The 25,504-nt window shown below is 61.5% G+C and carries 23 protein-coding genes and 1 pseudogene; 17 read left to right on the top strand and 7 right to left on the bottom strand.

Annotated elements, in window-relative coordinates; translation table 11 throughout:
* Window positions 1-16: 16 nt before the first annotated feature.
* The 7 genes from ABSE61_RS25215 (at window position 17) to ABSE61_RS25185 (ending at window position 4,791) form a co-directional block, all read left to right on the top strand.
* On the top strand, window positions 17-802 hold the full coding sequence (locus ABSE61_RS25215; RefSeq protein WP_423873854.1) for an amino acid ABC transporter ATP-binding protein: 786 nt from the start codon (window positions 17-19) through the stop codon (window positions 800-802).
* A gap of 24 nt (window positions 803-826) precedes the next feature.
* Window positions 827-1,219: a RidA family protein gene (locus tag ABSE61_RS25210; RefSeq protein ID WP_423873853.1), complete on the top strand. Its 393-nt coding sequence runs from the start codon at window positions 827-829 to the stop codon at window positions 1,217-1,219.
* Between the two features lie 9 nt (window positions 1,220-1,228).
* Window positions 1,229-1,831, top strand: coding sequence for a DUF1989 domain-containing protein (locus ABSE61_RS25205; RefSeq protein WP_423873852.1), 603 nt, complete (start codon window positions 1,229-1,231; stop codon window positions 1,829-1,831).
* A 20-nt stretch (window positions 1,832-1,851) separates the two neighbouring features.
* A complete protein-coding gene (locus ABSE61_RS25200; RefSeq protein WP_423873851.1) occupies window positions 1,852-2,658 on the top strand; it encodes an urea amidolyase associated protein UAAP1 in 807 nt (268 codons plus the stop codon).
* 14 nt (window positions 2,659-2,672) lie between these two features.
* Window positions 2,673-3,305: an urea amidolyase associated protein UAAP2 gene (locus ABSE61_RS25195; protein WP_423873850.1), complete on the top strand. Its 633-nt coding sequence runs from the start codon at window positions 2,673-2,675 to the stop codon at window positions 3,303-3,305.
* 168 nt (window positions 3,306-3,473) lie between these two features.
* Window positions 3,474-3,635, top strand: coding sequence for a Flp family type IVb pilin (locus ABSE61_RS25190; protein ID WP_423873849.1), 162 nt, complete (start codon window positions 3,474-3,476; stop codon window positions 3,633-3,635).
* Window positions 3,636-3,933: 298 nt separating this feature from the next.
* A complete protein-coding gene (locus tag ABSE61_RS25185) occupies window positions 3,934-4,791 on the top strand; it encodes a hypothetical protein (RefSeq protein WP_423873848.1) in 858 nt (285 codons plus the stop codon).
* A 59-nt stretch (window positions 4,792-4,850) separates the two neighbouring features.
* Here ABSE61_RS25185 and ABSE61_RS25180 read toward each other — a convergent pair whose 3' ends face one another.
* The gene (locus ABSE61_RS25180) at window positions 4,851-5,828 is read right to left on the bottom strand and encodes a Bug family tripartite tricarboxylate transporter substrate binding protein (RefSeq protein WP_423873847.1); all 978 of its coding nucleotides are present in this window, start codon (window positions 5,826-5,828) and stop codon (window positions 4,851-4,853) included.
* A gap of 125 nt (window positions 5,829-5,953) precedes the next feature.
* On the opposite strand from ABSE61_RS25180, the gene ABSE61_RS25175 reads away from it, so the two are divergent.
* Window positions 5,954-6,373 (top strand): VOC family protein, encoded by a 420-nt coding sequence (locus ABSE61_RS25175; protein WP_423873846.1) that lies wholly within the window; start codon window positions 5,954-5,956, stop codon window positions 6,371-6,373.
* Window positions 6,374-6,424: 51 nt separating this feature from the next.
* Here ABSE61_RS25175 and ABSE61_RS25170 read toward each other — a convergent pair whose 3' ends face one another.
* From ABSE61_RS25170 to ABSE61_RS25160, 3 genes are all read right to left on the bottom strand, one after another.
* Complete coding sequence (locus tag ABSE61_RS25170) at window positions 6,425-7,516, bottom strand: HD domain-containing phosphohydrolase (protein ID WP_423873845.1); 1,092 nt, start codon at window positions 7,514-7,516, stop codon at window positions 6,425-6,427.
* Window positions 7,517-7,723: 207 nt separating this feature from the next.
* Complete coding sequence (locus ABSE61_RS25165; RefSeq protein WP_423873844.1) at window positions 7,724-10,009, bottom strand: xanthine dehydrogenase family protein molybdopterin-binding subunit; 2,286 nt, start codon at window positions 10,007-10,009, stop codon at window positions 7,724-7,726.
* Window positions 10,006-10,497 (bottom strand): (2Fe-2S)-binding protein, encoded by a 492-nt coding sequence (locus ABSE61_RS25160; RefSeq protein WP_423873892.1) that lies wholly within the window; start codon window positions 10,495-10,497, stop codon window positions 10,006-10,008. The genes ABSE61_RS25165 and ABSE61_RS25160 overlap by 4 nt, the downstream gene beginning before the upstream one ends.
* Before the next feature lie 358 nt (window positions 10,498-10,855).
* On the opposite strand from ABSE61_RS25160, the gene ABSE61_RS25155 reads away from it, so the two are divergent.
* Window positions 10,856-11,530 (top strand): dienelactone hydrolase family protein, encoded by a 675-nt coding sequence (locus ABSE61_RS25155; RefSeq protein WP_423873843.1) that lies wholly within the window; start codon window positions 10,856-10,858, stop codon window positions 11,528-11,530.
* Here ABSE61_RS25155 and ABSE61_RS25150 read toward each other — a convergent pair.
* The 3 genes from ABSE61_RS25150 to ABSE61_RS25140 all read right to left on the bottom strand — a co-directional run bounded on the left by ABSE61_RS25150 (window position 11,527) and on the right by ABSE61_RS25140 (window position 13,464).
* A complete protein-coding gene (locus tag ABSE61_RS25150) occupies window positions 11,527-12,216 on the bottom strand; it encodes a polysaccharide biosynthesis/export family protein (protein ID WP_423873891.1) in 690 nt (229 codons plus the stop codon). The genes ABSE61_RS25155 and ABSE61_RS25150 overlap by 4 nt on opposite strands.
* Before the next feature lie 172 nt (window positions 12,217-12,388).
* Complete coding sequence (gene msrA / locus ABSE61_RS25145; RefSeq protein WP_423873842.1) at window positions 12,389-13,045, bottom strand: peptide-methionine (S)-S-oxide reductase MsrA; 657 nt, start codon at window positions 13,043-13,045, stop codon at window positions 12,389-12,391.
* Between the two features lie 101 nt (window positions 13,046-13,146).
* Window positions 13,147-13,464 carry a hypothetical protein gene (locus tag ABSE61_RS25140; protein ID WP_423873841.1) on the bottom strand — a complete coding sequence of 106 codons (318 nt, stop codon included), beginning with the start codon at window positions 13,462-13,464 and terminating at the stop codon, window positions 13,147-13,149.
* Between the two features lie 341 nt (window positions 13,465-13,805).
* Here ABSE61_RS25140 and rpsT point away from each other — a divergent pair, with 341 nt between their 5' ends.
* From rpsT to ABSE61_RS25100, 8 genes and pseudogenes are all read left to right on the top strand, one after another.
* Window positions 13,806-14,072, top strand: a complete 267-nt coding sequence (gene rpsT, locus ABSE61_RS25135) for a 30S ribosomal protein S20 (protein WP_423873840.1) — start codon at window positions 13,806-13,808, stop codon at window positions 14,070-14,072.
* Window positions 14,073-15,378: 1,306 nt separating this feature from the next.
* Window positions 15,379-16,812, top strand: a complete 1,434-nt coding sequence (gene dnaA / locus ABSE61_RS25130) for a chromosomal replication initiator protein DnaA (protein ID WP_423873839.1) — start codon at window positions 15,379-15,381, stop codon at window positions 16,810-16,812.
* Window positions 16,813-17,073: 261 nt separating this feature from the next.
* Window positions 17,074-18,192: a DNA polymerase III subunit beta gene (gene dnaN / locus ABSE61_RS25125; RefSeq protein WP_423873890.1), complete on the top strand. Its 1,119-nt coding sequence runs from the start codon at window positions 17,074-17,076 to the stop codon at window positions 18,190-18,192.
* 88 nt (window positions 18,193-18,280) lie between these two features.
* The gene (gene recF, locus ABSE61_RS25120; protein ID WP_423873838.1) at window positions 18,281-19,420 is read left to right on the top strand and encodes a DNA replication/repair protein RecF; all 1,140 of its coding nucleotides are present in this window, start codon (window positions 18,281-18,283) and stop codon (window positions 19,418-19,420) included.
* 225 nt (window positions 19,421-19,645) lie between these two features.
* Window positions 19,646-22,032, top strand: a pseudogene (gene gyrB / locus ABSE61_RS25115) (DNA topoisomerase (ATP-hydrolyzing) subunit B).
* Window positions 22,033-22,173: 141 nt separating this feature from the next.
* Window positions 22,174-23,397, top strand: a complete 1,224-nt coding sequence (locus tag ABSE61_RS25110) for an acyltransferase family protein (protein ID WP_423873837.1) — start codon at window positions 22,174-22,176, stop codon at window positions 23,395-23,397.
* A 72-nt stretch (window positions 23,398-23,469) separates the two neighbouring features.
* Window positions 23,470-24,798, top strand: a complete 1,329-nt coding sequence (gene murA / locus ABSE61_RS25105; protein WP_423873836.1) for a UDP-N-acetylglucosamine 1-carboxyvinyltransferase — start codon at window positions 23,470-23,472, stop codon at window positions 24,796-24,798.
* A 61-nt stretch (window positions 24,799-24,859) separates the two neighbouring features.
* Window positions 24,860-25,342 (top strand): DUF2867 domain-containing protein, encoded by a 483-nt coding sequence (locus ABSE61_RS25100; protein ID WP_423873835.1) that lies wholly within the window; start codon window positions 24,860-24,862, stop codon window positions 25,340-25,342.
* Window positions 25,343-25,504 lie beyond the last annotated feature (162 nt).

Below are 25,504 nucleotides of genomic sequence, written 5' to 3'. Positions count from 1 at the left end.
ACCACCAGGAGCTGCGATGAGAGACATCACAAAAGTTCTCGACGTGGTCGGAATATCCAAGCATTTCGGCGATCTCGAAGTGCTGCGCGATATCAGTTTCCAGGTGCAGAAGGGTGAGACCGTCTGCGTGCTGGGCCCCTCGGGCTCCGGCAAGTCGACGCTGCTCCGCTGTATCAACTGGCTCGAACGCCCGGATGCCGGCCAGATCTATCTCAACGGCAAGGAGGTCGGCATTTCCGGCGGCGGCGTCGTGATGGGCGACCGTGAACTGTCGGAAATCCGGACCCATATCGGCATGGTGTTCCAGCATTTCGCGCTCTGGCCGCATCTGACGGTGCTGCAAAACCTGATGGAAGCGCCGATCCAGGTGCAACGGCGGCCCAAGGCCGAGGTGCGAGAGGAAGCGCTGGCGTTGTTGGCCAAGGTCGGGCTCAGCGACAAGCGCGACGTGTTCCCGGCCAGGCTCTCCGGCGGTCAGAAGCAGCGCGTCGGTATTGCCCGCGCGCTGGCGATGCGGCCGGATCTGTTGCTGTTCGACGAGCCAACCAGTGCGCTCGATCCGGAATTGGTCGGCGAGGTGCTGGTCGTGATGCGGGAACTCGCGCGCGAAGGCATGACCATGGTGATCGTGACCCACGAGATGGGTTTTGCGCGCGAAGCCGCCACGCGGGTGCTGTTTCTGGATCACGGGCGCGTGGTCGAGACCGGATCGCCGGAGCAGTTCTTCTCCAATCCCGAAACCGACCGCGCGCGCCAGTTCATTCAACGATACTCGGGTGAGACCGCCACCGGCAGGCGTTAAAGACAAGCCGGCAGGGAGTTCGCCATGGATCCGATTTTTCACTTTCTGCCGGATGCGCCAAAACCGGTCGCGCCCTATAGCCACGCGGTCGAAGCCGGCCCCTTTGTTTTCGTGACCGGCCAGCTGGCGACCGATCCCGACGACGACACGACGCCAATACCGCACGGCATCGAGGCGCAGACCCGTAAGGTGATGGACAATCTGGCGCGCGTGCTCAGGGGATGCGGCATGTCCTTTGCCAACGCGGTCTTTGTCCGGATCTATCTCACCGATTTCAAACGGGACTATGCGGCCATGAACGCCATCTTCTCGAGCCATTTCACCGACGGCCGGCGTCCGGGCCGAACCACCGTAGGCGTCACCGATCTCGCCCGCGGCGGCATTGTCGAGATCGACCTGATCGCCTTCAGACCGTGAGTTAAATCGATGGACAACCTCATTCAAATTCCGGCGCGGCGCGGCAAGGCCGCTCTCGTCTCGGCGGGGCAAACCGTGACCGTCATCAATACCCATGGCGAACAGGTCGTCGATACCTGGGCCTTCAACCGGACGGATCTCGGTGAGTTCATGTCGAACGAGCACACCCGCGCCCATAGCCTGCATCTGGTGCCGAAACCCGGCGACGTGCTGCGCACCAACAAGCGACGGCCGATCCTGACCTTCATGGAAGACACTTCGGGCGGTGTTCACGACACGCTGATCGCCGCCTGCGATCGTTATCGCTATGCGTTCCTCGGTGTCGAAGGCCATCACGACAATTGCACGGATAATCTTTTTGCCGGCATGGCCGAACTCGGCCTAGTGCCGGGCGAGGTGCCGAGCCCGCTCAACCTGTTCATGAACATTCCCTGGGACGAGGAGGGGACGCTCGGTTTCGCCGCGCCACCGCGGCCGGTACCGGGCGGTTACGTTCGCCTGCGCGCGGAGATGGATCTCGTCATCGCGTTCTCGGCCTGCCCGCAAGACATCCTGCCGATCAACGGCAAGGCGGGAACGCCGGTCGAGGCTCATTTCACGGTTACCGGATAACATTTCGGAGCAGATCAACGATGGCCCAGACCTCAGAGCAAATTGCCGAAAACCGACGCCGCTACGAAGAGCTTCGCGCCGCGGGGCAGGAGTTGACGCCCAAGGGATTGCCGGAGCCGACGGCGCTCAACGGTGCACCGATTGCGTCTGACGCGATAATCCACCGCGAGGCCGTGCCGTTCAGCTGGTACACGACTTTGCTGCTGCGCCGGGGCCAGGCGCTGCGGATCATCGATGATACCGGTCACGCCAGCGTGTCGCTGCTGGCGTGGCGTGAGGAGGATATGTCCGAGCGGATCAATTGCGCGGACACTATCAAGGTACAGTGGAGTGCGGCGATCTCGAAGGGCCGTGTGATTCTGTCCGATATGGGGCGCGTGGTTTTTTCGCTGATCGAAGATACGTCTGGCGCACACGATCTTCTGGTCGGAGGCTCGACGCCTGCCTCCGTGCTTGCTTCATCCGGTGCTCCCGGGCGCAACACGCAGGAGAATTTCCTGGCGGCGGTTTCCAAGATCGGACTTGGCGTGCGCGACATTTCGCCCTGCATTACGTTTTTCGCGCCGGTCGCGCTCGACGATGCCGGGCGCTTTCTCTGGAAAGAGGGCCGCAAGCGGGCGGGAGACTTCGTCGACCTGCGCGCAGAAATGAATCTGATCGTCGCCGCTTCCAATTGTGCGCATCCGCTCAATCCCTCGCAGTCAGGCGGCGGCGCCGTCACGCTGATCAAACATCGTGTGCCGGAAGCCAACAAGGACGACCTGTGCCGAACCGCTTCGCCGGAGGGCATGCGCGCTTTCGCCTTTACGGACCGGCTGTACGCTTGAAGGAGAATTGTCGCATGACCGATTCCGTCACCCCGGATTTGACTTACGCTTTCGATATCCCTTCCGAGCGACCGTGGTCGCGCGTGCTGAAGAAGGGGCAGACGTTGCGGATCATCGACAGCGAGGGCCAGCAGGCGGTCGATGCCTTGCTTTATTGCGCCGACGACCTGGCCGAACGCTACAGTTCGCAGGATACGCTGCGGGTTCAGGGCTCGGCCTATATCGAACTTGGAACGCGGCTGATTTCCAACAAGGGCCGGGTGATGGCGAGTATCACCGCCGATTCCTGTGGCCAACACGACACGTCGGCGGGCTGTTGCTCCTGCGAAAGCAACGCGGTCCGCTTTGGCGAGCCGACAAAATATCAGCACGCCTGCCGCGAGAATTTCATTATCGAACTGTCAAAACACGGCCTCACCAAGCGTGACATCGTTTCCAACCTGAATTTCTTCATGAATGTGCCGATCGACGTTAACGGCAATTTCACGGTGGTCGATGGCATCTCGGCGCCGGGCAATTATGTCGATATCACTGCCGAAATCGACGTGCTATTCGTGATTTCAAACTGCCCGCAGGTGAACAATCCCTGCAACGGCTTCAATCCGACCTCGATCCGGGTCGAGATCCGCGACGCGCCGGGACTGTAATTCGACGAGGTTTATGCGGGCGGGATCGTAATCTGCTCTTAACCTTGCCGTTTAGCATTTCCGTAAAACCTTATGCGCTATTCATCGCGCCAGCGCTGCGAGAGAACCCCGCACGTTATCTATCCAGAACGGTTTGCTTGGACAGAATAACGAGATGGGACGCCAGCTGTGAATATTATCTCCAGATTTTTGAAAGACGAAACTGCGGCCACGGCCATCGAGTATGGCCTGATTGCGGCCGGTATTTCCCTTGCCATCATTGCGGCAGTGAATGGATTAGGCTCGAAGCTCAATACAAAATTCACCTCGATCAACAGCTCATTGAAATAAATTTCTGGCGCGCCGTTCTCAGCGGCGTGCGCAGAATACAGACCCCTGCCTGCTCCCGCAGGCTTCCCCCACTTGCGCTGCGCAGGCGGGGGTCTGTCAATCCTTGGGGCGCGTCGAAGAATGCGAGAGGCGCCGCTGCGTTGAGCGCGCGTACCATAGTTAACGACGCTGTAACATCGTGCGGCAAGTTGCTTCGAACGACGAAACGGCGTTGCAAGTTCATACCGCTATGATGTGGCTGATAACGGTGGGCCAAACGCTTCATCGATCACCAAACACAAATAGACCGGGGAAAACCATGCGCGGGCTGTTTCTGACTTCATCTGTTGTCTTGATGCTTTCGTTCGCCGCGAGCTTTGCAGGCGCGGGCCCGCGGGTCATCCAGGTCGAACCGCCCGCCGAAGTGCCGTCGGGCTTCGAGAGCTATCGCGGCTATATCTACGACCTGTCCGAAAATGTCGACCGAAAGGACAAGGCGGCGATCGTCGACCTTCTGCAGAAGCAGCTCGACGTCGTCGAGAGCGTCGGGCTCAGCCCGAAGGTGCTGCAGTTCTTCCATACGGTTCCGATCGTCGCCAGCGAAATGGCGTGCACCGACTTCGGCCCGCCGATCGCCTGCTACACTTCGGTCCCTCCGGAAACGTCGACGGCGCGGACCCGCTCCTTCACGGTGTGGGATTCCAAGACCATGAGCTGGAGCAACCCGAATTTCGTCGATCTGGCGGCGGATGCCGGCACCGGCGTGATCAAGCTGCGACCCAACATGCTGAAATACACCGAGGACCCGGTTATCCTTCACGAGCTGCTCCACGCCTATCAAAACAAGCTGATGGGCGGTGGATTGGAAAATCTCGGCGTCAAGGCCATGTACGCCCAAGCCGTAAGCAAGAACGCCTTCGGCAAGGAAGAATACGCGATGACGAACCCGCAGGAATTCTTTGCGGTGACCGCGAGCGTTTTCCTGGCTGGCAAAGGAACCATCTCCGAGCCGCATACCCGCGCGCAATTGAAGGAAAAGCTGCCGAAGTATTACAAGTTCCTGGTTGAGCTGTTCGGTTTCGATCCCGACCCGTCGAGCACGCCGGTAGCGGAGAGCACCACGCCGTCACCGTCTGCCGCAACCGCGTCCGCCGCGCCCTCGCCCGGCGGTACCTGATCTGGCGATACCTGAATTTATCGACCCGTCGGCGCCGGATCATCCGGCGCCGATTTTGTTTATTCGATCTTGATACCGGCGGACTTGACGACCTTTTCCCACTTCTCGGTCTCGGCCTTGATCATCGCGCCGAAATCGTCGGGCGTGGCGATCAGCGGTTCGCCGCCGAGCTCGATCAGGCGCTTCCTCACTTCGGGTTCGGCCAGCACCGCATTGATCTCCTTATTCAGCCTGGCGACGATCTCCGGTGGCGTCTTGGCGGGCGCGCCCATGCCGAACAGTGCGCTGGCTTCATAGCCATGAACCGTTTCTCCCACCGTCGGCACGTCGGGCAGCTCCGGCGAACGTTTCTCCGTGGTCACGGCCAGCGCCCGCAGCGCACCGCCGCGGATGTGCCCGATGATCGAGGGCATATTGTCGAACATCACCTGGACGCGGTTGCTGATCAGATCGGTGGTCGCAGGCGCAGCACCTTTATACGCCACGTGCAGCATCGTCGCGCCCGTCATGGCCATGAAAAGCTCGCCCGACAGATGTACAGATGTGCCGTTGCCCGATGATGCAAGGTTCACCTTGCCGGGATTGGCTTTCACATACGCGATGAATTCAGTAACGGTCTTAACAGGGAGGTCCTTGGGCACCGTCATCACGTTGGGCACGCGAATAAAGGTCGCGACCGGCGCGATGTCGCGGATGAAGTTGAAATTGAGATTGGGGTAGAGCGAGGCGTTGATGAAATTGGCCGGGTTGACCAGCAGCACCGTGTAGCCATCCGGATCGGCGCGGGTCACGGTTTCGGTGCCGATATTGTTTCCGGCGCCCGGCTTGTTTTCGACCACGAATTGCTGGCCGAGCCGCTCCGACAGCCGCTGCCCGATCAGGCGGGCGAGGATATCCGTGGAACCGCCGGCCGGATATCCGACGACAAAGCGGATCGGGTGCGTGGGGTAATCAGCCGCTGAAGCCCCACTGACGGGAAGGGCGAACGCGCACAGGCTGGATAAAAGCCAGGCCATCGCGGTGCGGCGGAGCATCATGTTTTTCTCCCTGAGCGTCGAATTTCTTCGGATTTTCGATCTTGTTGGACAAGAAATTATCCGCTTTGTAACAAACAAAGTCAGGGGCGGCCAGCGCTGCGCGACTACGACGAAAGGACTGTTTTATGCCGGTGAAAGTCAACGCACTCGATCATATCGTGATCAACGTCGCCGACGTGGCGCGCAGCGTCGACTGGTACCGGAAGGTGCTGGGAATGGAAGTCAAGGTGTTCGATCCCGGCCACGGCAAGCCGGTGCGGACCTCGCTGATGTTCGGTGGCCAGAAGATCAATGTGCGGCCGCGCGGCGCCGACAAGGTCGAGTGGTTCACCGCCGATCACGAAATGCCGGGCAGCGACGACCTGTGCTTCCTCACCGAGAGCACGCCGGGAGAGGTGGTGGCGCACCTGAAGACGTGTGGCGTGGCGATCGAGGAGGGCCCGGTGACGAAGCAGGGCGCCCGCGGCGCGCTGCGGTCAGTTTATTGCCGCGACCCCGACGGCAGCCTGATCGAGATTTCGTCGTATGAAGGCGGGGTGGCCTGAAGCAGCTTGGTCGCTTTCGCTCCTCGCAATGCCGACAAGCTTGAATCGGGATCAATACGCGCCCAGCGTCACCGGCCGGAACGCGTGCAGGAGATGCAGGTCGAGCTTGCCCTCCATCTTCTCCATGATCGAGAAGGCCTTGGCGTGGGTAAAGGGGATCCGGTAGGGACGCGATTCCACCAGCGCCGCGTAGATATCGACGATCGTCGTCAGCCGCACGATGTCGCTGATTTCCTCGGCACGCAGGCCGTCGGGATAACCGGTGCCGTCGAGGAATTCGTGGTGGTGCAGCACGACGTCCAGCATCTCCGGCGGATAGCCGCCCTGGGCCGCCAGCGCGTCGTAACCGAGACGCGGGTGCTTGCGCATCTCGTTCTTTTCCTCGTCGTTGAGCAGGCCCGGTTTGTCCAGGACGGCCGTCGGAATGAACGCCTTGCCGACGTCATGCAGCAGCGCGGCCCGCACCAGGCGGCGCTGGTCGTCTTCACGCATGCCCAGATGCTGTGCGAAGGCAACGGCAAAGCCGGTCACGAACAGGCAGTGACGAAAGCTGTCGGCGTGATGGCAGCCGACCGCGGTCAGCCATTCCCGCAATGAGGAATGCTTGAGCGCCTTGAGAATCCTGTTCTCGGCCTGCACGACATCGCTGAATTTCAGCGGCTCGCCGGCCGGAAGCTTTTGGAAAATCTTGACCATCACCTCGTGGGCGGCGGCGACACCGCGGTTCAGGGTCTTGCCGCGTTCGCTCGCATCGTAACTGTCGCTGTCCGGGAATGCGGCGCGGATGCGCCGCAGAATTCCGGCGGCATCGAAGGGACGCGCAATCGTGTCGGTCGCGCCCAGCGCCCACGCCTGCATCGAGCCGTGATGCAACGCGTCGGCCAGCACGAACAGGCGCGGCATGGTGCGGTAGGATTCATGTTGCAGCTTGTTGCGAACCCGCTGCACGCTCTCGGCGGAGCGCAGATTGATATCGACCACGACGCCGGAGATCTGATCGGTCGGTGCGTCGGGTAAATCCGACGTCGACACGGTATGCACCTCACTGACCGATTGAAGGATACGCTCCAACTCGCGGCTTTTGTCGTGGTTGTCGGACGCGAGCAGCAGGCGGCGCTTGGTCGAATTTGCTGGGGCTGACATGGACCCTCTTGATCGGTGCGGACGGCTGGTCGCAACCTAGCCTAGAAGACATTCCCCGAGGCTTAAGAGAGATCGTGAACGCGAGGCTTTCCAGGAAGGTAAAATTTGAAATGAACGGGCGCCCGGCAAGAAAAAAGCCGCCGGAGGAAACCCTCCGGCGGCTGCTATTTGTCGTTAGTTTGAAGGCCCTTATGCCTTCAAAAGCGTTTATGCCTTCATCGCCGCCTTGACCGCATCCGGGGTGATCGGCAGCGAGCGCACGCGCGCGCCAGAGGCATTGAAGATCGCGTTCGCCAGCGCCGGCGCGATCACGGTGACCGCCGGTTCTCCGACGCCGGTGGCATGCTCGCCATTGGCGATCACGTGGACGGCGACTTCCGGCGTCTGGCTCATCCGCAACGGCGTGTAGGTATCGAAATTGGTTTGTTCGATACCGCCATCCTTCAGCGTCGCCTTTTCGTACAGTGCCAGCGACAGTCCCCACAACGCTGCGCCCTCGACCTGGGCGCGGATATTGTCGGGATGCACCTGCGTGCCGACGTCGGTGGCCACCGTCAGTTTCTTGACCTTGACCTCGCCGTTCGGTGCAACCGCAACATGGGCCGCGCAGGCGGTGAAGCTTGCCGTTGCTCTTTCCTGCGACGATACGCAGGCGATGCCGATGCCTTCGCCTTTCGGCAGCTCCTTGGTGCCGTAGCCGGCCAAGCCCATCGCGGCGAGCAGCGTGTTACGCAGCCGCTGCGCGCCGCCATTGTTGGCGCCCTTGCCGTCGAGCATGTCGATCCGGAATTGAGCCGGATCCTTGCCCGCCGCATGCGCCAATTCGTCGACCATGCTTTCGACCGCCCAGAAGGTCCAGCCGGGTGCCACCGACCGCAGCTGACCGGACGGTGTCGCCGTCTGGGCCATCTCGTTGAGGATGGCGCGGACGTTGTGATTGGGAACGGAATAGAAGAAGTCCGCTCCATTCACCGTGAACGCGTCGAGCGCGCCCTTCTTGTCGACCGAGGGCGACAGGAAGGCAGGAATGCCCCATCGCTTGGTCGGCCATGCCGCCACCACATCGTGGTTCATCGCGACGAGCTTGCCGTCCCCGTCGAGGCCAGCCTTGACCTTCTGGAACGTCAACGGGCGCGAGAAGTCCATCGTCATGTCGTTTTCGCGCGTGTAGATGACCTTGACCGGCTTGCCGACGGCTTTCGACGCCTGCACTGCCGGTACCAGCATGTCGCCCTCGAGACGCCGGCCGAAGCCGCCGCCGAGCCATTGCTGATGCATCACGACGAACTTGGGATCGACGCCGGCAGCGCCCGCTGCGATCGCGCCGGAGCGTGTCGCAAACTGGTTGCCGGTGTAGACGTGCCAGATGTCGCCCTTCTGCTCGGCCGTGGCCGTCATCGGTTCCATCGGCGCATGGATATTGATGCTGGTGGTGTATTCGGCCTCCAACACCTTCGCCGCCGTGCCAAAGGCTGCCGCGGTGTCGCCGTCCTTGACGAAGAACAGCCCGGAATCGTCGAGCCCCTGAAGCCGCTTGGCCTCGGTCAACAAGGATGCGCTCGACAGTTTGGCGTTGGGACCGCCGTCATAGCTGACCTTGAGTGCCTCGGCCGCCTTGGTCGCACCGGCAAACGTGTTCGCCACCGCGACCACCCAGCCGGTCGTCGACCCGGTCTTGTCGTCAAGGGTTACCGCCTTGATGAAGCCCGGTACTTTCTTGGCGTCGCTGTCGTCGACCGACTTCACCGTGGCGCCGTAGCGCACCGGCGGGGTCACGACCTTGCCGTAGACCATGCCCGGCAGCATGACGTCGATGCCGTATTTGGTGGTGCCGTTGGTCTTGCCGGGGATGTCGAGCTGCGGAACCGAGACGCCGATCATGGTGTATTGGTCTGGCGTTTTCAGCTTGATCGCCTTCAGATCGTCGGCGGAGAAGGTCTTGGTGATCTTGCCGCTCTTGACGACGTCGGCAAACGTCATCGATTTCTTCGACTTCGGATCCGTGATCGTTGAATCCCTCACGATCAACTGGCCGGCGGGTATGCCGCCCATCGTTGCCGCAGCCGCTTCCGTCAACGCGATACGTCCCGCAGCGCCTGCGCGGCTCATCGCGTCGAAGTTCATCATGGTGCTCCAGCTGCCGCCGGTAACCTGCGCGCCGAGCATCGGATCGTTGAACTTCGGATCGTTGGAAGCGAGCTGAACACGTACGTCCTTCCAGTTGACGCCGAGTTCTTCGCTGATGATCTGCGCCATGGTCGAGGCGATGTGCTGGCCCATATCGGCCTTGCCGCTGGTGACCGTGACGATGCCGTCGGGCGCGATCGAGTACCACACGCTCGGATCGAAATTGCCGGCCGCGGCAAAAGCGCCGTTGACGCCGGGAAGCGCGGCATAGCCAAGCGCGAGACCCGTGGCCGCGGAGCCAACCAGGAATGAGCGGCGGCTCAGATCGGCCGGCTCGTGACGGGTGATTTTGATATGCGAATTCATGTGGCCCTCCGCTCGTTGCCGGCGTTGGAGGCCGTGCGCATTTCGGTGGCGGCGCGCATGATCGCCTTCTGGATCCGTGAATAGGTCATGCAACGGCAGAGATTGCCGTCCATATGCGCTACCACTTCTTCCTTGGTCGGGTTGGAGTTCTTTGCCAGCAGCGAGGCTGCCTGCATGATCTGGCCGGACTGGCAGTAGCCGCATTGCGGGACCTGCTCGGCGATCCATGCCTTCTGCAGCGGATGATCGCCCTTGGCGGCCAGGCCTTCGATGGTGGTGATTTTCTTGCCGACGGCCTCGCTGACCTGCGTCTGGCAGGACCGTACGGCTTCGCCGTTGATGTGAACGGTGCATGCACCACACAATCCGGCGCCGCAGCCGAACTTCGTACCTGTCATTTGGAGTTGTTCGCGGATGACCCAGAGCAGCGGCGTATCGTTGGCCGCCTCGACGGACAGAGTCCGCCCGTTGATATTGAGATTAGGCATTGTTTCTTTCCCTGCCGGTGATGAAAACCGCTTACGGCGGAACTCATTTTTTTCTTGTTGGACGGCACCCACCGGGATGGTGCCGACACAGAGAATGATCGCGATCCGTTTTAGAGGCAATATAAATCCGTCGCCGGTAAAGTTGTGCGTTGCGGCAGCCATGCTGTCATATCGTGGCGGGATTTATCGGAGGTGCATTTTCCGTTTGGCGGATAAAATGGCGCGATGGCCGACCATCCGGACGGCTGTGGCATCCAAAATCACGAATTCTTGTCGCCATAGCGATCGCTTTTTGGCTCGGTGTGCGACACATCGTCTCTCGATACCTATCAACCACACTTCAAGGACAGGACAGCCCGTGGGACACGACATCAAATTGACGGCTTCGGATCATTTTCAACTGGGCGGCTACCGCGCCGATCCTTCCGGAACGCCAAAGGCGGCGGTGGTCGTGATCCAGGAGATCTTCGGCGTCAATCACCACATCCGCTCAGTCTGCGACCGTCTTGCGGGCGATGGCTACGTTGCGGTCGCGCCTTCGATCTTCGATCGCGTCGAGCCCAACTTCCAATCGGGCTACTCGCCGGATGAGGTCGCCGTGGCGCGCAAGTTCGTCGCCAACCCGGACTGGGCGGCGATGCTGCGTGACACCCAGGCGGCCATCGATGCCGTCAAGGATGTCGGTCCGGTCGGTATCGTCGGCTTCTGCCTTGGCGGCAGCATTGCGTATGCGGCGGCGACCAAGCTCTCCGGCCTGAAGGCGGCGATCGGCTATTATGGCGGGGCGGTCGTTCGGTTTGCCGATGACAAGCCGAAAGTGCCGACGCAATTGCATTTCGGCGAAAAGGATGCCGGCATTCCGCTAACCGATGTGGAGGCGATCCGCGCCAAACGTCCCGATGTCGAGATCCAGATCTATCCTGGCGCGCAGCACGGCTTTAACTGCGACGAACGCGCAAGCTACGATAAGAAAAGCGCAGACATCGCCTGGCCGCGCAGCCTAGATTTCTTCGCCAAGTACCTGAAGGCTTAGAACCAGCGTTCGCCGACGAGGACGGTATCGCCGGGACCGATGGGGGTCCCGAGCGGAACGATGACGCGGTCGGCGTTATGGGTCAGCGTAACGCTGTCGCGCTTGGCGCGGGGCGAGAAGCCGCCGGCAATCGCAACCGCGCTTTCGACGCTCATGTTCGGCACGTAAGGATATTGGCCGGGAGCCGCGACCTCGCCCAGGATGAAGAACGGACGATAGGCCTCGACCTCGACCGCCACGGAAGGCTCGCGGATATAGCCGTTGCGGAGTTTGGCGGCGATCTCGGTGGCCAGGCCCGCCGGCGTTCGTCCGCGGGCGGGAACCGCGCCGATCAAGGGCATGGTGATCGCGCCACCGGCATCGATCGCGTAGGTATTGGTGAGGCCTTCCTGGCCGAAGACCACGACTCTCAGCTTGTCGCCGGCATCGAGGTGGTAGGGCGCATCGTGGCGGGTGGCGACAGGAGCGGCGGCGTAGGCGTTTTCAACCGGCGCATAAGTGCCGCGCGGCGGAGCCTCGAAGCTTGCACGAAGCGCACTGATTGCACCGCCAGAATCGGCTGAGGCCACCGGTGAGGGGGAATAATAAGAAGGCTGGCCATAGGCCATGGCATCGAGGTCGTTTCGCGGCGCTATTGCGACCTGCTGGCCCGTCTGCATGCAGCCCGCAAGCGCGAGCGCGGCCATAGCAGTCGTGACCAGCAATAAAAGCGCGCGCGTGACCCGCACCTGAGCTGTCCTATTTAGCGAGACAGCCTAAGTCTTGCACTCAGTATGGTTAACAAATCGTTTTTGGCCGGCCGGCTAAGCTCTGGAGAGTGGCCGAAGGCTTCGGCCTCCCGTCCTAAGCGTAGCGCCATCAGGCCGTGACGCTCGTGGGTATCGGGCAGGACACGCCGGTCCCACCCAGCCCGCAATAGCCCGCCGGATTCTTGGCGAGGTATTGCTGGTGATAGTCTTCGGCGAAATAGAACGCCCCGGCCGGCGCAATCTCGGTCGTGATGGGGCCGAGCCCCTTGGTCGACAGCGCCTTCTGGTAAGCGGTTTTCGAGGCGGCCGCGGCCTCACGCCGCGCGGCGGTCAACGTATAGATCGCGGAACGATATTGCGTGCCGACGTCGTTGCCTTGACGCATACCCTGCGTCGGGTTGTGGTTTTCCCAAAACGTCTTCAGCAGCTTCTCGTAAGAGACCTTCGCCGGATCAAACACGACCAACACCGCTTCTGTGTGACCGGTGCGGCCTGAGCAGACTTCTTCATAGGTTGGATTTTGGGTATGGCCGCCGGCATATCCCACCGCGGTGACATAGACGCTATCGCCGAGTTCCCAGAACTTCCGCTCCGCGCCCCAGAAGCAGCCGAGCCCAAACACCGCCTGCTCGAGTCCTGTTGGGTAAGGCGGTTGTAACGGGTGGCCATTGACGAAGTGCCGCGTCGCGGTCGGAAGCGGCTCGGTCCGGCCCGGCAGCGCCTCGGTGGCGCTCGGCAGCGTGGTGGTCTTGCGCATGAAAAGCATGGGTTACCTCCTTGGCCGGGCGTATCCGTCCCGGCAGCGATCAACCTTGCCGGTGAATATAGTCCGTTACGCGAAAACCGGGAGCCCGGTGCCTTGCGGTTCTAGTTTCTGGAATAGCCGATCAACGGCTTCTTCGGCCGGAACAACAGCATCAGCACGATTCCGAGCACGGCCATGACCGCGAAAACCGGCTGGTCCAGGATGAACCGGCCCACATTGTTCCAGAGCCAGGGCGAGAGGCCTTCGACCCAGATGCGGAACGCCTGCTGGCTGGATTGATGGACGTCGTTCCAGAACTGGCCGAACCTGGTAAAGCGCAAGGTGTTGTCGGCGACGTACCTTGCCCCGTCATAGACCATGAAGATGAACCCGCCGGCCAGCAGCAACAGTCCCACCAGACGGAAAAAGCCGCGGATCATGCCTCACCCACCATCTCTCGTGCCCAATTCGCTGCCAGCCATTAGCGGCGCGGCGCGGGAAATTCAACCTCGCCAGCATCTTATCGGCCTTCCCAGGGCCCGGCCGGGGGCCCGGCGGGAGGCGGAAGGCGTTGACGCTGTCACATCCGGCCTCTATAAGACCCCCCAATTGGCGGCGGGCGCAATCCCGCCGCCGCTGTTCTTTTGAGCGTTGCCACCCGTATCGGTTTTCGGCGTGGAGTTCTCGACAGAGCACCCGAAACAATCAGCGTCGATCAGGCAAACCGTGGGCAATGATTTCGCCCGCCTGCGATCGGTCACTGCCGAAGGACATTTGAGACATGGCCAATACGACTTCCGCCAAGAAGGCGACGCGCAAGATTGCCCGCCGCACCATCATCAATAAATCGCGCCGCACCCAGATGCGCAGTTCGGTCCGATCGGTCGAAGAAGCGATCAAGCGCGGTGACCGCGACGCAGCACTCAAGGCAATGGCGGGTGCCGAGCCGGAGCTGATGAAAGCGGCGCAGGGCAACATCATTCACAAGAACGCGGCGAGCCGGAAGGTTTCGCGACTTGCGCATCAGATTGCGAAGTTGGCGAAATAAGCCAACCCAAAACCAAAGACTGCAAAAGCCCGGCTCAGCCGGGCTTTTGCTTTTTTCGGCAGTATTTTTGACGGCAAACATTCTCCGTGCTTCTACGGAAGTTAAAGGGGTCGCGAAGGCGAGTGGCGCTTCTACATCAAGCAAGAAGTGCGGCTGTCGTGCCGAGGATATCGCGCTCGATACGCTCTTGAAAAAATCTCGCGGGAAATCTGCCGCATCGCGTCATGCGAAGGTTACCCTTCGTTGACGAGCAAAAAAAAACGCGTTTGCGTAGTCACTTATCGGCATAGTGACAGCGGGTTGTTTGAAAATTCGCTTCCGCCTCGGCCAAACTTAAACAATTTATGAATTTATTTTGGGCGGCGGTGCGAAATATGACAGTGCCGGCGTGTTTCGAATCTATGCGCAGATTCAAAACCTTGCAGCTTTGCCCGAAAATCGTGCGCCATTGGGCGAAACGCCAAGTTGTTTTTGCAGGCAAGCGAGCTGAATCATTTTCATTGCGGGAAACGAGGCTTGCTGTATCTCTTAGATCGTTCGCAGCGCCCACGGTTCTTGAGACCAGCGCGGATTAAGGGCCGGGGCGGACGTGCAAATCGGCGGCGGTGTGCGCGTTAGCGACGCTTTCCAAGCGATCGTTGAGTTCGAACCCATAGCGATATGGGTAAGGAAGTTCTGTGTCAAAATTTCTCAAAGCGAAGCATTCGCGCTTCGTCGTTAAAAAAAGAGAGATACGAGACAGTCGAACCGGCAAGCCTAGGGAAAGCGGAGCGCGTGGGCGGGGTTGAGATCAAGGCGGGCGGAGTGAGTGGCGTAGCGGCTGGAAGTTGTTTTGGTTTTCAGACGTCGCCGGTCGATTTTAAGCAGCTTTGGAGTGACGACTTGCCGTATTTGGTTGCGGTGAGAGGGGGAGGAAGCATGTCTTACGAAATCATTGGAATTCCTGGTTCCGGTCTATTCAAGCATCACAGCGTGTGGAGTCCCGCCGCGTCCAGCATCACGATTGGCGGCGGGTTTTCGAATATCTCGTTGAACGTTTTTGAGGCCGTCCGTAAGCGGCCTTCTGCGCGAGCTCCGGACAGACCGTCGAGTACGCGCTAGCCTCGCGAAGCTTCCCTTCAAGCCCAAGACCTGCCCCGACGGCTTTTTGCCGAACGGCCGAGCTATGGCTGAAACAGGCTTCGCGCAAGGCAGTCCCCGTGCGGTGCACGCACGGCGGATCCACCAGCAGAATTCCACAACACTCGTTCACAGAAATTTTCAGGCTCAGGCAATGACCCTTCAGAGAAGTCTCCAAGCTCAGACAATGACAAATGTCGAACAGGATCGCTGGTCGCGTGTGAAAGGAAGGTTGCGCTCAACCGTGGGCGAAGACGTCTACACGAGCTGGTTTGCCCGTATGGATCTGGAAAGCGTGCAGGACGAAAGCGTGCATCTTTCGGTGCCGACGCGGTTCCTCAAGAGCTGGATTCAGGCGCATTATGCCGAGCGTGTTCTCTCCTGCTGGCAGGCCGAGATGCCCGAAGTGCATCGGATCGATCTCAGCGTGCGTGCGATGCGGTGCGCGACGCCGGCCAAGGATGCCTCGGCTGCCCAGCTCGACGTGCGTCGTCCCGAACGGGCGGACAGCCGGCCGGCGGTGGAGTTGCGCTCGGTCGCGACCGCGCCGGTTTCGGCGAACCACGACGCGCTCGGCGGCTCGCCGCTCGATCCGCGCCTGACGTTCGCAAGCTTTGTCATCGGCCGTTCGAACACGCTGGCGCACGCCGCCGCGCGTCAGGTGGCCGAAGGCCGCCGCGGCGATCCCGTGATGTTCAACCCGCTCTATATCCATGCCGGCGTTGGTCTCGGCAAAACGCATCTGCTGCAGGCGGTGACCTGGGCCGGTAATTCCGGTAGCGAGCGCAAGGTGCTGTATTTGACGGCCGAAAAATTCATGTACGGCTTTGTCGCGGCGTTGAAAACGCAGACGGCGCTCGCCTTCAAGGAAGCGCTGCGCGGCATCGACGTGCTTGTCATCGACGATCTGCAATTCCTGCAAGGCAAGTCCACCCAGGCGGAGTTCTGTCACACCTTGAACGCGCTGATCGATGCCGGCCGTCAGGTCGTGATCGCGGCCGATCGCCCGCCTTCCGATCTCGAAAGCCTTGACGATCGCGTGCGCTCGCGGCTCGCCGGTGGTCTTGTCGTGGAAATGGGCTCGCTCGGCGAAGAATTGCGGCTCGGCATTCTCAAGTCGCGGGTCACCGTGGCCCGCGCCCATCACGCCAGCTTCGACGTGCCGGAGCAGGTGCTGGAATATCTCGCGCGCAGCATCACCCATAACGGCCGCGACCTCGAAGGCGCCGTCAATCGTCTGCTCGCGCATTCGAAGCTGAACAACCAGCCGGTGACGCTGGAGATGGCCGAGCGCGAGGTGCGCGACCTGATCCGTCCGCAGGAACCCAAGCGGATCAAGATCGAGGACATTCAGCGGGTGGTCGCCCGTCAGTACAATGTGAGTCGTTCCGACCTGTTGTCGTCGCGCCGCACGGCCAACGTCGTTCGCCCGCGGCAGGTGGCGATGTATCTGGCCAAAACCCTCACTTTGCGGTCTCTGCCCGAGATCGGCCGCCGGTTCGGTGGGCGCGATCACACGACCGTGCTGCATGCCGTGCGCAAGATCGAGGCACTGGTTTCCAAGGACGTCTCACTGTCGGAAGAAGTCGAGTCCCTGAAACGTCAGTTACAGAGCGAATAGCTCGTAAAAATGCCTCGCCCTCCCCGTGCGGGAGGGCGGGCTGCGGGGCTAAAATAGGGTGCCAAAACAATGGGCCGCAAAATCCCAAAAGTGGGGAACGGCTAGAGGCATCTCTTGCGCTTGCCCGCCATCCGCGCCACTTTGGGGTCCCCCTGGGCGGGCGGGTCGAATCCAGCTTCGATCGGCCGTTCGGGTCCAAACGCCGCGGTGCGCTTTCGGAGCCGCCCGGCTTTTCCCTCTTCGGATCAGGCGGGTATGGCAATGAAGGTTACCGTCGAACGTGCGCAACTCCTGAAATCGCTGGGCCACGTGCATCGCGTGGTCGAGCGGCGCAACACCATTCCGATCCTCGGCAACGTGCTGGTCCGGGCCGAGAACGCGCGGCTGTCGCTGAAAGCCACCGACCTCGATCTCGAGGTGACCGAGACGCTCGCGGCTGAAACCGCGACCGCCGGTTCCACGACCGTTCCGGCGCATATGTTTTACGACATCGTGCGCAAACTGCCGGACGGGTCGCAAATCGTTCTGGAAGGCGACGGCGACCGCTCGGTGCTGGCGATCAAGGCCGGCCGCTCGCGCTTTACGCTGCAAACCCTGCCCGAGAATGATTTTCCGGATCTTGCCGCCGGCGAGATGACGCATTCGTTCACGCTACCGGCTTCCGACGTGAAACGGCTGATCGACCGGACGCAGTTTGCGATCTCAACCGAGGAGACCCGTTACTATCTCAACGGCATCTATCTGCACTCGGCCGGGAGCGCCAAGGCGGCGACGTTGCGCGCGGTGGCAACCGATGGCCATCGCCTAGCCCAGATTGATCTGCCGCAGCCGAAGGGGGCTGCCGGCATGCCGGGCGTGATCGTGCCACGCAAGACGGTCGGCGAGGTGCAGCGCCTGATCGAAGACAATGAGGCTGAAGTCAAAATCGAACTGTCGCAGGGCAAGATCCGCCTCACGATCGAAAATGTAGTGCTGACCTCGAAGCTGATCGACGGCACGTTCCCGGACTATGGCCGCGTGATCCCGCAGAATAACGACAAGGAACTCGTCGTCGACAAGAAGGATTTCGAGGCCGCCGTCGACCGCGTGTCGACGATCTCGAGCGAGCGTGGCCGCGCGGTGAAACTCGCTCTGTCCGCAGGGAGACTGGTGCTGTCGGTCACCAATCCTGATTCTGGAAGCGCTACGGAAGAACTCGAAGTCGAATACGCCTCCGATCCCCTCGATATCGGATTCAACTCGCGCTATCTGCTCGATATCGCGGCTCAGATCGAGGGCGAAGTCGCCGTGCTTAAATTGGCCGATCCGGGTTCGCCGACGCTGGTGCAGGACAAGGATTCCAAGGGCGCGCTTTATGTGCTGATGCCAATGCGGGTGTGACGAACATCAATTGTCATTGCCGGGCTTGACCCGGCAATCCATCGGACCAAATGGCCTATTGGGTCAGGCCCGGCAATGACGGCGTGCCATGACCGCTTCCCGCATTCACCGCCTCACGCTCACGCATTTCCGCAACTATCGCGCGGCGAGCCTTCAGACGCGCGGCGACGTGATCGTGCTGGCGGGCCCGAACGGCGCCGGAAAAACCAATTGTATCGAGGCGATTTCGTTTTTGTCGCCGGGCCGCGGGTTGCGCCGCGCGATGCTGGAGGACGTCGCCGATAATCAGGGCGATGGTTCGTGGGCGGTGTCTGCCGAGGTCGAAGGCGCGTTAGGGCTGGCTACGCTCGGTACCGGCATCGATGCGCCGGCGGCCGACGCCTCCTCAAGCAGCCGGCGCTGTCGCATCGATCGCGAGCCGGTGGCCTCGGCGACGGCGTTCGGCGACCACCTGCGCATGGTGTGGCTGACGCCCGCAATGGACGGATTGTTTTTGGGACCGGCGTCGGAGCGGCGGCGCTTCTTCGATCGCCTCGTGCTTGCCATCGACAGTGAGCATTCGGCGCGGGTCTCGGCGCTTGATCGTTCTTTACGTTCGCGCAACCGCCTGCTCGAGGTCCGCAATTACGACGATCACTGGTGTGACGCGATCGAGCGCGAAACCGCGGAACTGGCGGTGGCGGTCGCGGCGATGCGCGGCCAGACCGCGGCCAGACTAGCTGGGATGCTGCGCGCGCGCGGGCAGGCTTCCGCATTCCCGTCCGCAGAGATTGCGCTCGACGGCTGGATGGAAAACGCGCTGGTGTCGGAATCGGCGACCGCGGTGGAGGATCGTTACCGGGAGATCCTGCGTACGGGCCGCGCGCGCGATGCCATCGCCGGCCGCACGCTCGACGGGCCGCATTTGACCGACCTGCAGGTGATCTACGCGCCGAAAAACATGCCGGCGCGGGATGCCTCGACCGGAGAGCAGAAGGCGCTCCTGATTGGTCTCGTGCTCGCGCATGCCGGTCTGGTGGCGGAGATGACCGGCATCACGCCGCTTCTCTTGCTCGACGAAGTGGTGGCTCACCTCGATCCTCGCCGACGCGCCGCGCTGTTCGATGAACTCTCGAAGCTCGGTGCGCAGGTCTGGATGACCGGCGCCGACCCTGCTGCGTTTGCCGATATCGGGTCGGCCGGCGAGATTTTTGGCGTCGAAGCCGGCCAGATCAGCGGCCGGAACTGAGGCGAAACCTCGCAAAAAGGGGTGCGTAACGGACGGCCGAATCGCGCTTTTACGAGGTCCATGAATCGGCATCTGGCGGGCTTGAAAAATCGTTAAAAAATCCTATTTTCTCAGTAGTTTGCAGCCCCAGACTTTGCGCTAGGCGCGCCCTGCCTTTCATGGCAGAAATACATCGATCAGCGCCTGTATTGCGCGCCTGATTCGCGGATACTCCAAAGGCCTCACATGACAGAACCTGCCCGGCAACCGATCGGTGACAACGACCGTCCTATTCCTGTCGAATACGGCGCGGAATCGATCCGGGTGCTGAAGGGTCTCGATGCCGTTCGCAAACGGCCGGGCATGTATATCGGCGACACCGACGATGGCAGCGGCCTGCACCACATGGTGTACGAGGTCGTCGACAACGCCATCGACGAAGCGCTTGCGGGTCACGCGACCGCGGTGGAGGTCGTCCTCAATGCGGACGGCTCGGTCACCGTGCGCGACGATGGCCGCGGCATTCCCGTGGACATCCACAAGGGCGAGGGGATTTCCGCCGCCGAAGTCATCATGACGCAACTGCATGCCGGCGGAAAATTCGACCAGAATTCCTACAAGGTCTCCGGGGGCCTGCATGGCGTCGGCGTTTCCGTCGTCAACGCGCTGTCGAGCAAACTGCAATTGCGGGTGTGGCGTGACGGCAAGGAACATTTCATCGAATTCGCCCATGGCGATGCACTCGCCCCGCTCTCGGTGGTCGGTGACGCCAACGGCAAGCGCGGTACCGAGGTGACATTCCTTGCTTCCAAGGAAACCTTCACCAACGTCGAATACGATTTCGCAACGCTCGAGCACCGCCTGCGCGAGCTCGCCTTCCTCAATTCCGGCGTCAACATCGTGCTGTCCGACATGCGCCATGCGGTCGAGAAGCGCGAGGAGATGCACTATGAGGGCGGTGTCGAGGAATTCGTCAAATATCTCGACCGCAACAAGAAGGCGATGGTGCCCGCGCCGATCATGGTCAACGCCGAGATGAACGGGATCGGCGTCGAGGCCGCGCTGTGGTGGAACGACAGCTACCATGAGAATGTGCTGTGCTTCACCAACAACATTCCGCAGCGCGACGGCGGCACCCATCTGGCCGGCTTCCGCGGCGCGCTGACGCGTCAGGTCAACGGCTATGCCGATGCGATGGCCAAGCGCGAAAAAATCGCGCTGACGGGCGATGATTGCCGCGAAGGCTTGACGGCGGTGCTCTCGGTGAAGGTGCCTGATCCGAAGTTCTCCTCGCAGACCAAGGACAAGCTGGTGTCCTCGGAAGTGCGCCCCGTGGTCGAGAACGTCATCAATGAAGCCTTGGCGGCCTGGTTCGAGGAGCATCCCTCCGAAGCCAAGATCATCGTCGGCAAGGTGGTGGAGGCCGCAGCCGCGCGCGAAGCCGCCCGCAAGGCGCGCGAACTGACCCGGCGCAAGGGCGCGCTCGACGTGGCATCGCTGCCCGGCAAGCTCGCCGCGCCGGCGGCAGCGCCAAGCAGGGCCGCAACCGCGAATTCCAGGCGGTGCTGCCGCTGCGCGGCAAAATCCTCAATGTCGAACGCGCGCGCTTCGACAAGATGCTGAGCTCCGAGCAGATCGGCACGCTGATCACCGCGCTCGGTACCGGCATCGGCCGTGACGACTTCGACCTCTCAAAGTTGCGCTATCACAAGATCATTCTGATGACCGACGCCGACGTCGACGGCGCGCATATCCGCACGCTGCTGTTGACCTTCTTCTTCCGGCAGATGCCGACGCTGATCGACGGGGGTTACCTCTATATCGCCCAGCCGCCGCTCTACAAGGTGAACCGCGGCAAATCCGAGCAATACCTGAAGGACGATACCGCGCTGGAGAACTATCTGATCAACACGGGCCTGGAGGATTGCGTCTTCAAGCTCGCTTCCGGGGAGGATCGTTCAGGCCGCGATTTGCAAGCGCTGGTGGAAGACGCCCGGATCATTCGCAGCGTGCTGCGCAATCTGCACAGCCGCTATAACCGCAAGGTGATCGAGCAGGCGGCGATCGCCGGCGTGCTCAGCCCCAAGGTCACCAGCGATGTGTCAACCGCCAATGCCGCTGCCGATTATATCGCGCGAAGGCTCGATGCCCTGGCCGACGAAGTCGAGCGTGGCTGGGTCGGCCGCTTCGTCGAAGGGCAAGGTTTTGTCTTCGAGCGCACGGTGCGTGGCGTCAAGGATGTCGCCGTCATCGATGATGCGTTGCTCGGCTCCGCCGATGCACGCAAGCTCGACGAGTATGCCGCAAGGCTGCAGGAGGCTTATCCGAAGCCGGGCCTGCTGCGCCGCAAGGATGCCGAGACCGCCATTCATGGTCCGGTGAGCCTGTTCGAGGCGGTGACCGACGCCGGCCGCAAGGGAGTTACGCTTCAGCGCTACAAAGGTCTCGGTGAGATGAACCCGGACCAGCTCTGGGAGACCACGCTCGACACCAACGAGCGTTCACTGCTGCAAGTGAAGGTCAAGGAGGTCGACGAGGCCGACGACATCTTCACCAAGCTGATGGGCGATGTGGTCGAGCCGCGCCGTGAATTCATCCAGGATAATTCGCTCAGCGCGAATGTGGATGTGTGACCGGGTCTTCCGATTCTGACATTTGCCCCCGGTCCGGCAGACCGACCCGCGACTGCACTTGACGTGATTGCACTTAAAAGCCCGTAGCTCGTTGCGCCGGAAACCACACGACCGCTCCGGCGACAAATTCGTGGACCGGTCATGACTGAATTCTCCGCCAGAGAACCATCGGTCGACCTTCTCGATGGCGGCGCCGATCGCGTGGCAAAGGCCGGCGGGATCGACGCCGCTTCGATGCCAAGCGCGGTTGGCGAAGGCGAACGCAACGGCGGAATCGACGCGCTTCGCGCCGCCGTCACCTTGCTCGTGATTTTTCACCACACGGCCCTGACCTACGGCGCCATCGGAGGCTGGTACTATCGGGAGATCGCACCTTCCCAGTCGGCAAGCAGCCTGTTGCTGATCCTGTTCTGCACGGCGAACCAGGCTTGGTTCATGGGCTTGTTCTTCCTTCTGGCGGGCTATTACACGCCACCTGCGTTCCGACGTCACGGCTTGACGGGTTTTGTCGGCGAACGGTTGCTGCGGCTTGGAGTTCCGATCCTGGTCTATCTGCTTGTTCTGCACCCGATCACGGTAGCGCTCGCCCAAACCGCTTCTGGCCGCCCCTTCCTCAGGGTCTTCGAATTTCTCTGGAGCCACGGCAAATTCGAGCCGGGCCCGTTGTGGTTTACGGAAGCGTTGCTGATTTTCACGGCTGTCTGGCTGTTGTTGCGGCCGGTGTCGCGAAATTTTGCCCTGCCGGACAGCGTCCGGTTTTCGTCCGATACGGTCCTGCTGGCCGCTGCTCTCGTCACAGGCATCGCGGCCTTCCTGCTGCGGCTGGTGTGGCCGGTCGGCGTGAATGTCGCCTTCCTGCAACTCGGCTATTTCGCCTCCTACATTGTGTTGTTCGTCGCCGGTTGCGTCGGCGCTGAGCGGAAGTGGCTCGAACAGATTCCGGAACACACCAGGAAAATATGGGTTCGTGTGGCGTGGCTGGCTTTCCCGATTTTTCCGCTGGTCGCAGTGTTAGGCGGCAAGATTTCCTGGCTTTCCGGCAAGGCCGAGGGAGGCTGGAATTTCCAGGCGCTGACTTACGCGTTTTGGGAGCCGCTGGTGGCCTGGGGCGTCATCATCGGACTGCTATGCTACTTTCAGCGGCGGTTCAGCCGCCCGAGCGGCGTCTGGCCAATCCTGGCGAAACGCGCTTATCTCATCTACATCGTTCATCCGCCGATCCTGGTCGGCGTCGCGTTGGCCTGGCGCGATGTGGCGGCGCCAGCGCTGGTCAAATTCCTTTTCACCGGCTCGGCGGCCTGCGCGCTCTGCTATATCGTGGCGGGACGGGTACTTCGTATTCCGGGCGCGTCACGGATTGTCTGATCGATTGCAGCCTCATTTGCCGTCGGCTCGGTGGCTTGCGATAATTTGCCGACAGGGATGTCAGGAGTCGTTATGGATCGCGAAGTTCGGAAACAAAACGACCCGCGCGTGCCGATCCAGTACATCATCGAGGGTGGCCACCGGCTGAGCGGCACGATCGAGCCGTCCGGCAACAAGAACGCCGCGCTGCCGATCATTGCCGCAGCCCTTCTGACCGAGCATCCGGTCACGCTCGACAATGTACCGCGCATCCGCGACACCGAAACCCTGGTGGAACTGATCCGCTCGGTCGGTGCCACGGCGGATTGGCAGAAGCCCAATACGCTCGCCATTCACGCCAAAAAGATTCGCGCCGCCGATCTAGATCCGGAATTGTGCGCGCGGATTCGAGCCTCGATCCTGCTTGCGGGACCGCTGTTGGCACGCTGCGGCGAGGTGGTGTTGCCGCCGCCCGGCGGCGACGTGATCGGGCGGCGCCGGCTCGATACGCACTTCCTCGCCTTCGAGCAGCTTGGCGCCAGTGTTACGGCATCCGCCCGGCTCGAACTGCGTGCTGCGCGTCTCAAGGGCGCGGATGTATTCCTGGACGAGCCGAGCGTGACCGCGACCGAGAACGCGCTGATGGCCGCGGTGGCGGCCCATGGCACCACCTATCTGCGCAACGCGGCGTCCGAGCCGCATGTGCAGGATCTGGCGCATTTCCTGGTTGCGCTCGGCGCCCGTATCGACGGCATCGGCACCAACACCATGGCCGTGCATGGGCCGGCGACGCTCGGCTCGGTCAACTACGCGATCGGCCCGGATCACATCGAGGTCGGCTCGCTGATTGGCCTTGCCGCCGTGACGCGCTCGCAGCTTCGCATCGCGCGCGCCGGCCTCACACATCTGCGCTCGATCCGGATGGGATTTGAACGGCTCGGGATTTCCTGCGAGGTCGAAGGCGATGACCTTGTGGTGTCCGATCGTCAGACGCTGAAGATCAGGGACGATTTCGGTGGCCACGTGCCGAAGCTGGAAGATCAGCCGTGGCCGGCTTTCCCCGCTGATCTGATGTCGATCGCCATTGTAACGGCGACCCAATGTGCCGGCGTCGTCCTGATGTTCGAGAAGATGTTCGAATCCCGGATGTTCTTTGTCGACAAGCTGATCGCCATGGGTGGCCGCATCGTGCTGTGCGACCCCCACCGCGCGATCGTTGCAGGTCCGAGCCAATTGAAAGGCGCGCTGATGAGTTCGCCCGATATTCGCGCCGGGATGGCTATGCTGCTCGCGGCGGCCTGCGCGGAAGGAGTCTCCACCATCAACAACGCCGATCAGATCGAGCGCGGCTATGAGCGGATCGACCAGCGTCTCAACGCGCTCGGTGCCAAAATTACCCGCGTGCCGGCGCGCGGGAGTTAACGCCGATGTGCGGATTCGCGCCTTGCGTTCCGGTCACGAGACGCGCAGATTTCGCGTTGCAATGATGATCCGCGAAGTCACACCCGATGTTGACAAAGAGAGCGTCCTTTCTGGTGCGCAGTTTGCCGACGCCTTCCGGGTTACCGTTCCTGAGGCGGGATTGGACGCCCGCAGCGCGGCCGAGCGGATATTTTCGCGCAGTCCGCGCTGGGTCGAAATGCTGCTCGAACTGCGTCACCGGATCGTTGCGCCATTTGGGTTGAAGACCTCTGCCGCGCACGAAGCGAAGGCCGCCGGCATGGTCGGAATATTTCCGGTTTTGAGCGAGACGCCGGGGCAGTTGGTCGCCGGCTTTGACGACCACCATCTGGATTTCCGCATCGTGGTCGACGTGGCGCCGGTCGACGGCGGACAGGACCAGCAAGTGACCGCTACCACGCTGGTTCTCACCCATAACTGGCTCGGACGCGCCTATCTCATCGCCATTTTGCCGTTTCACCGGCTGATTGCAAAATCCATGCTCGGACAGATTTTACAGACCTAAGTGCGGCGAATTTGAAGTCCTATCAGTGCTGCGGCGAGTTCATTATAGGAACTTCAAATTCAAAGCCGCACTTGAAATCAATAAGTTGCTAGAGCTCCTTAGATTCCGAAGTTCGCCTCAGAGGTTGCCCCGATACCATGCGAACTTCAGAATCGGAGCTCT

The organism is Bradyrhizobium sp., assembly GCF_049519115.1.
GTDB lineage: Bacteria > Pseudomonadota > Alphaproteobacteria > Rhizobiales > Xanthobacteraceae > Bradyrhizobium.
The sequence above is the reverse complement of the archived record's forward strand: the minus strand, read 5'-3'. Positions and strand labels throughout refer to the sequence as shown.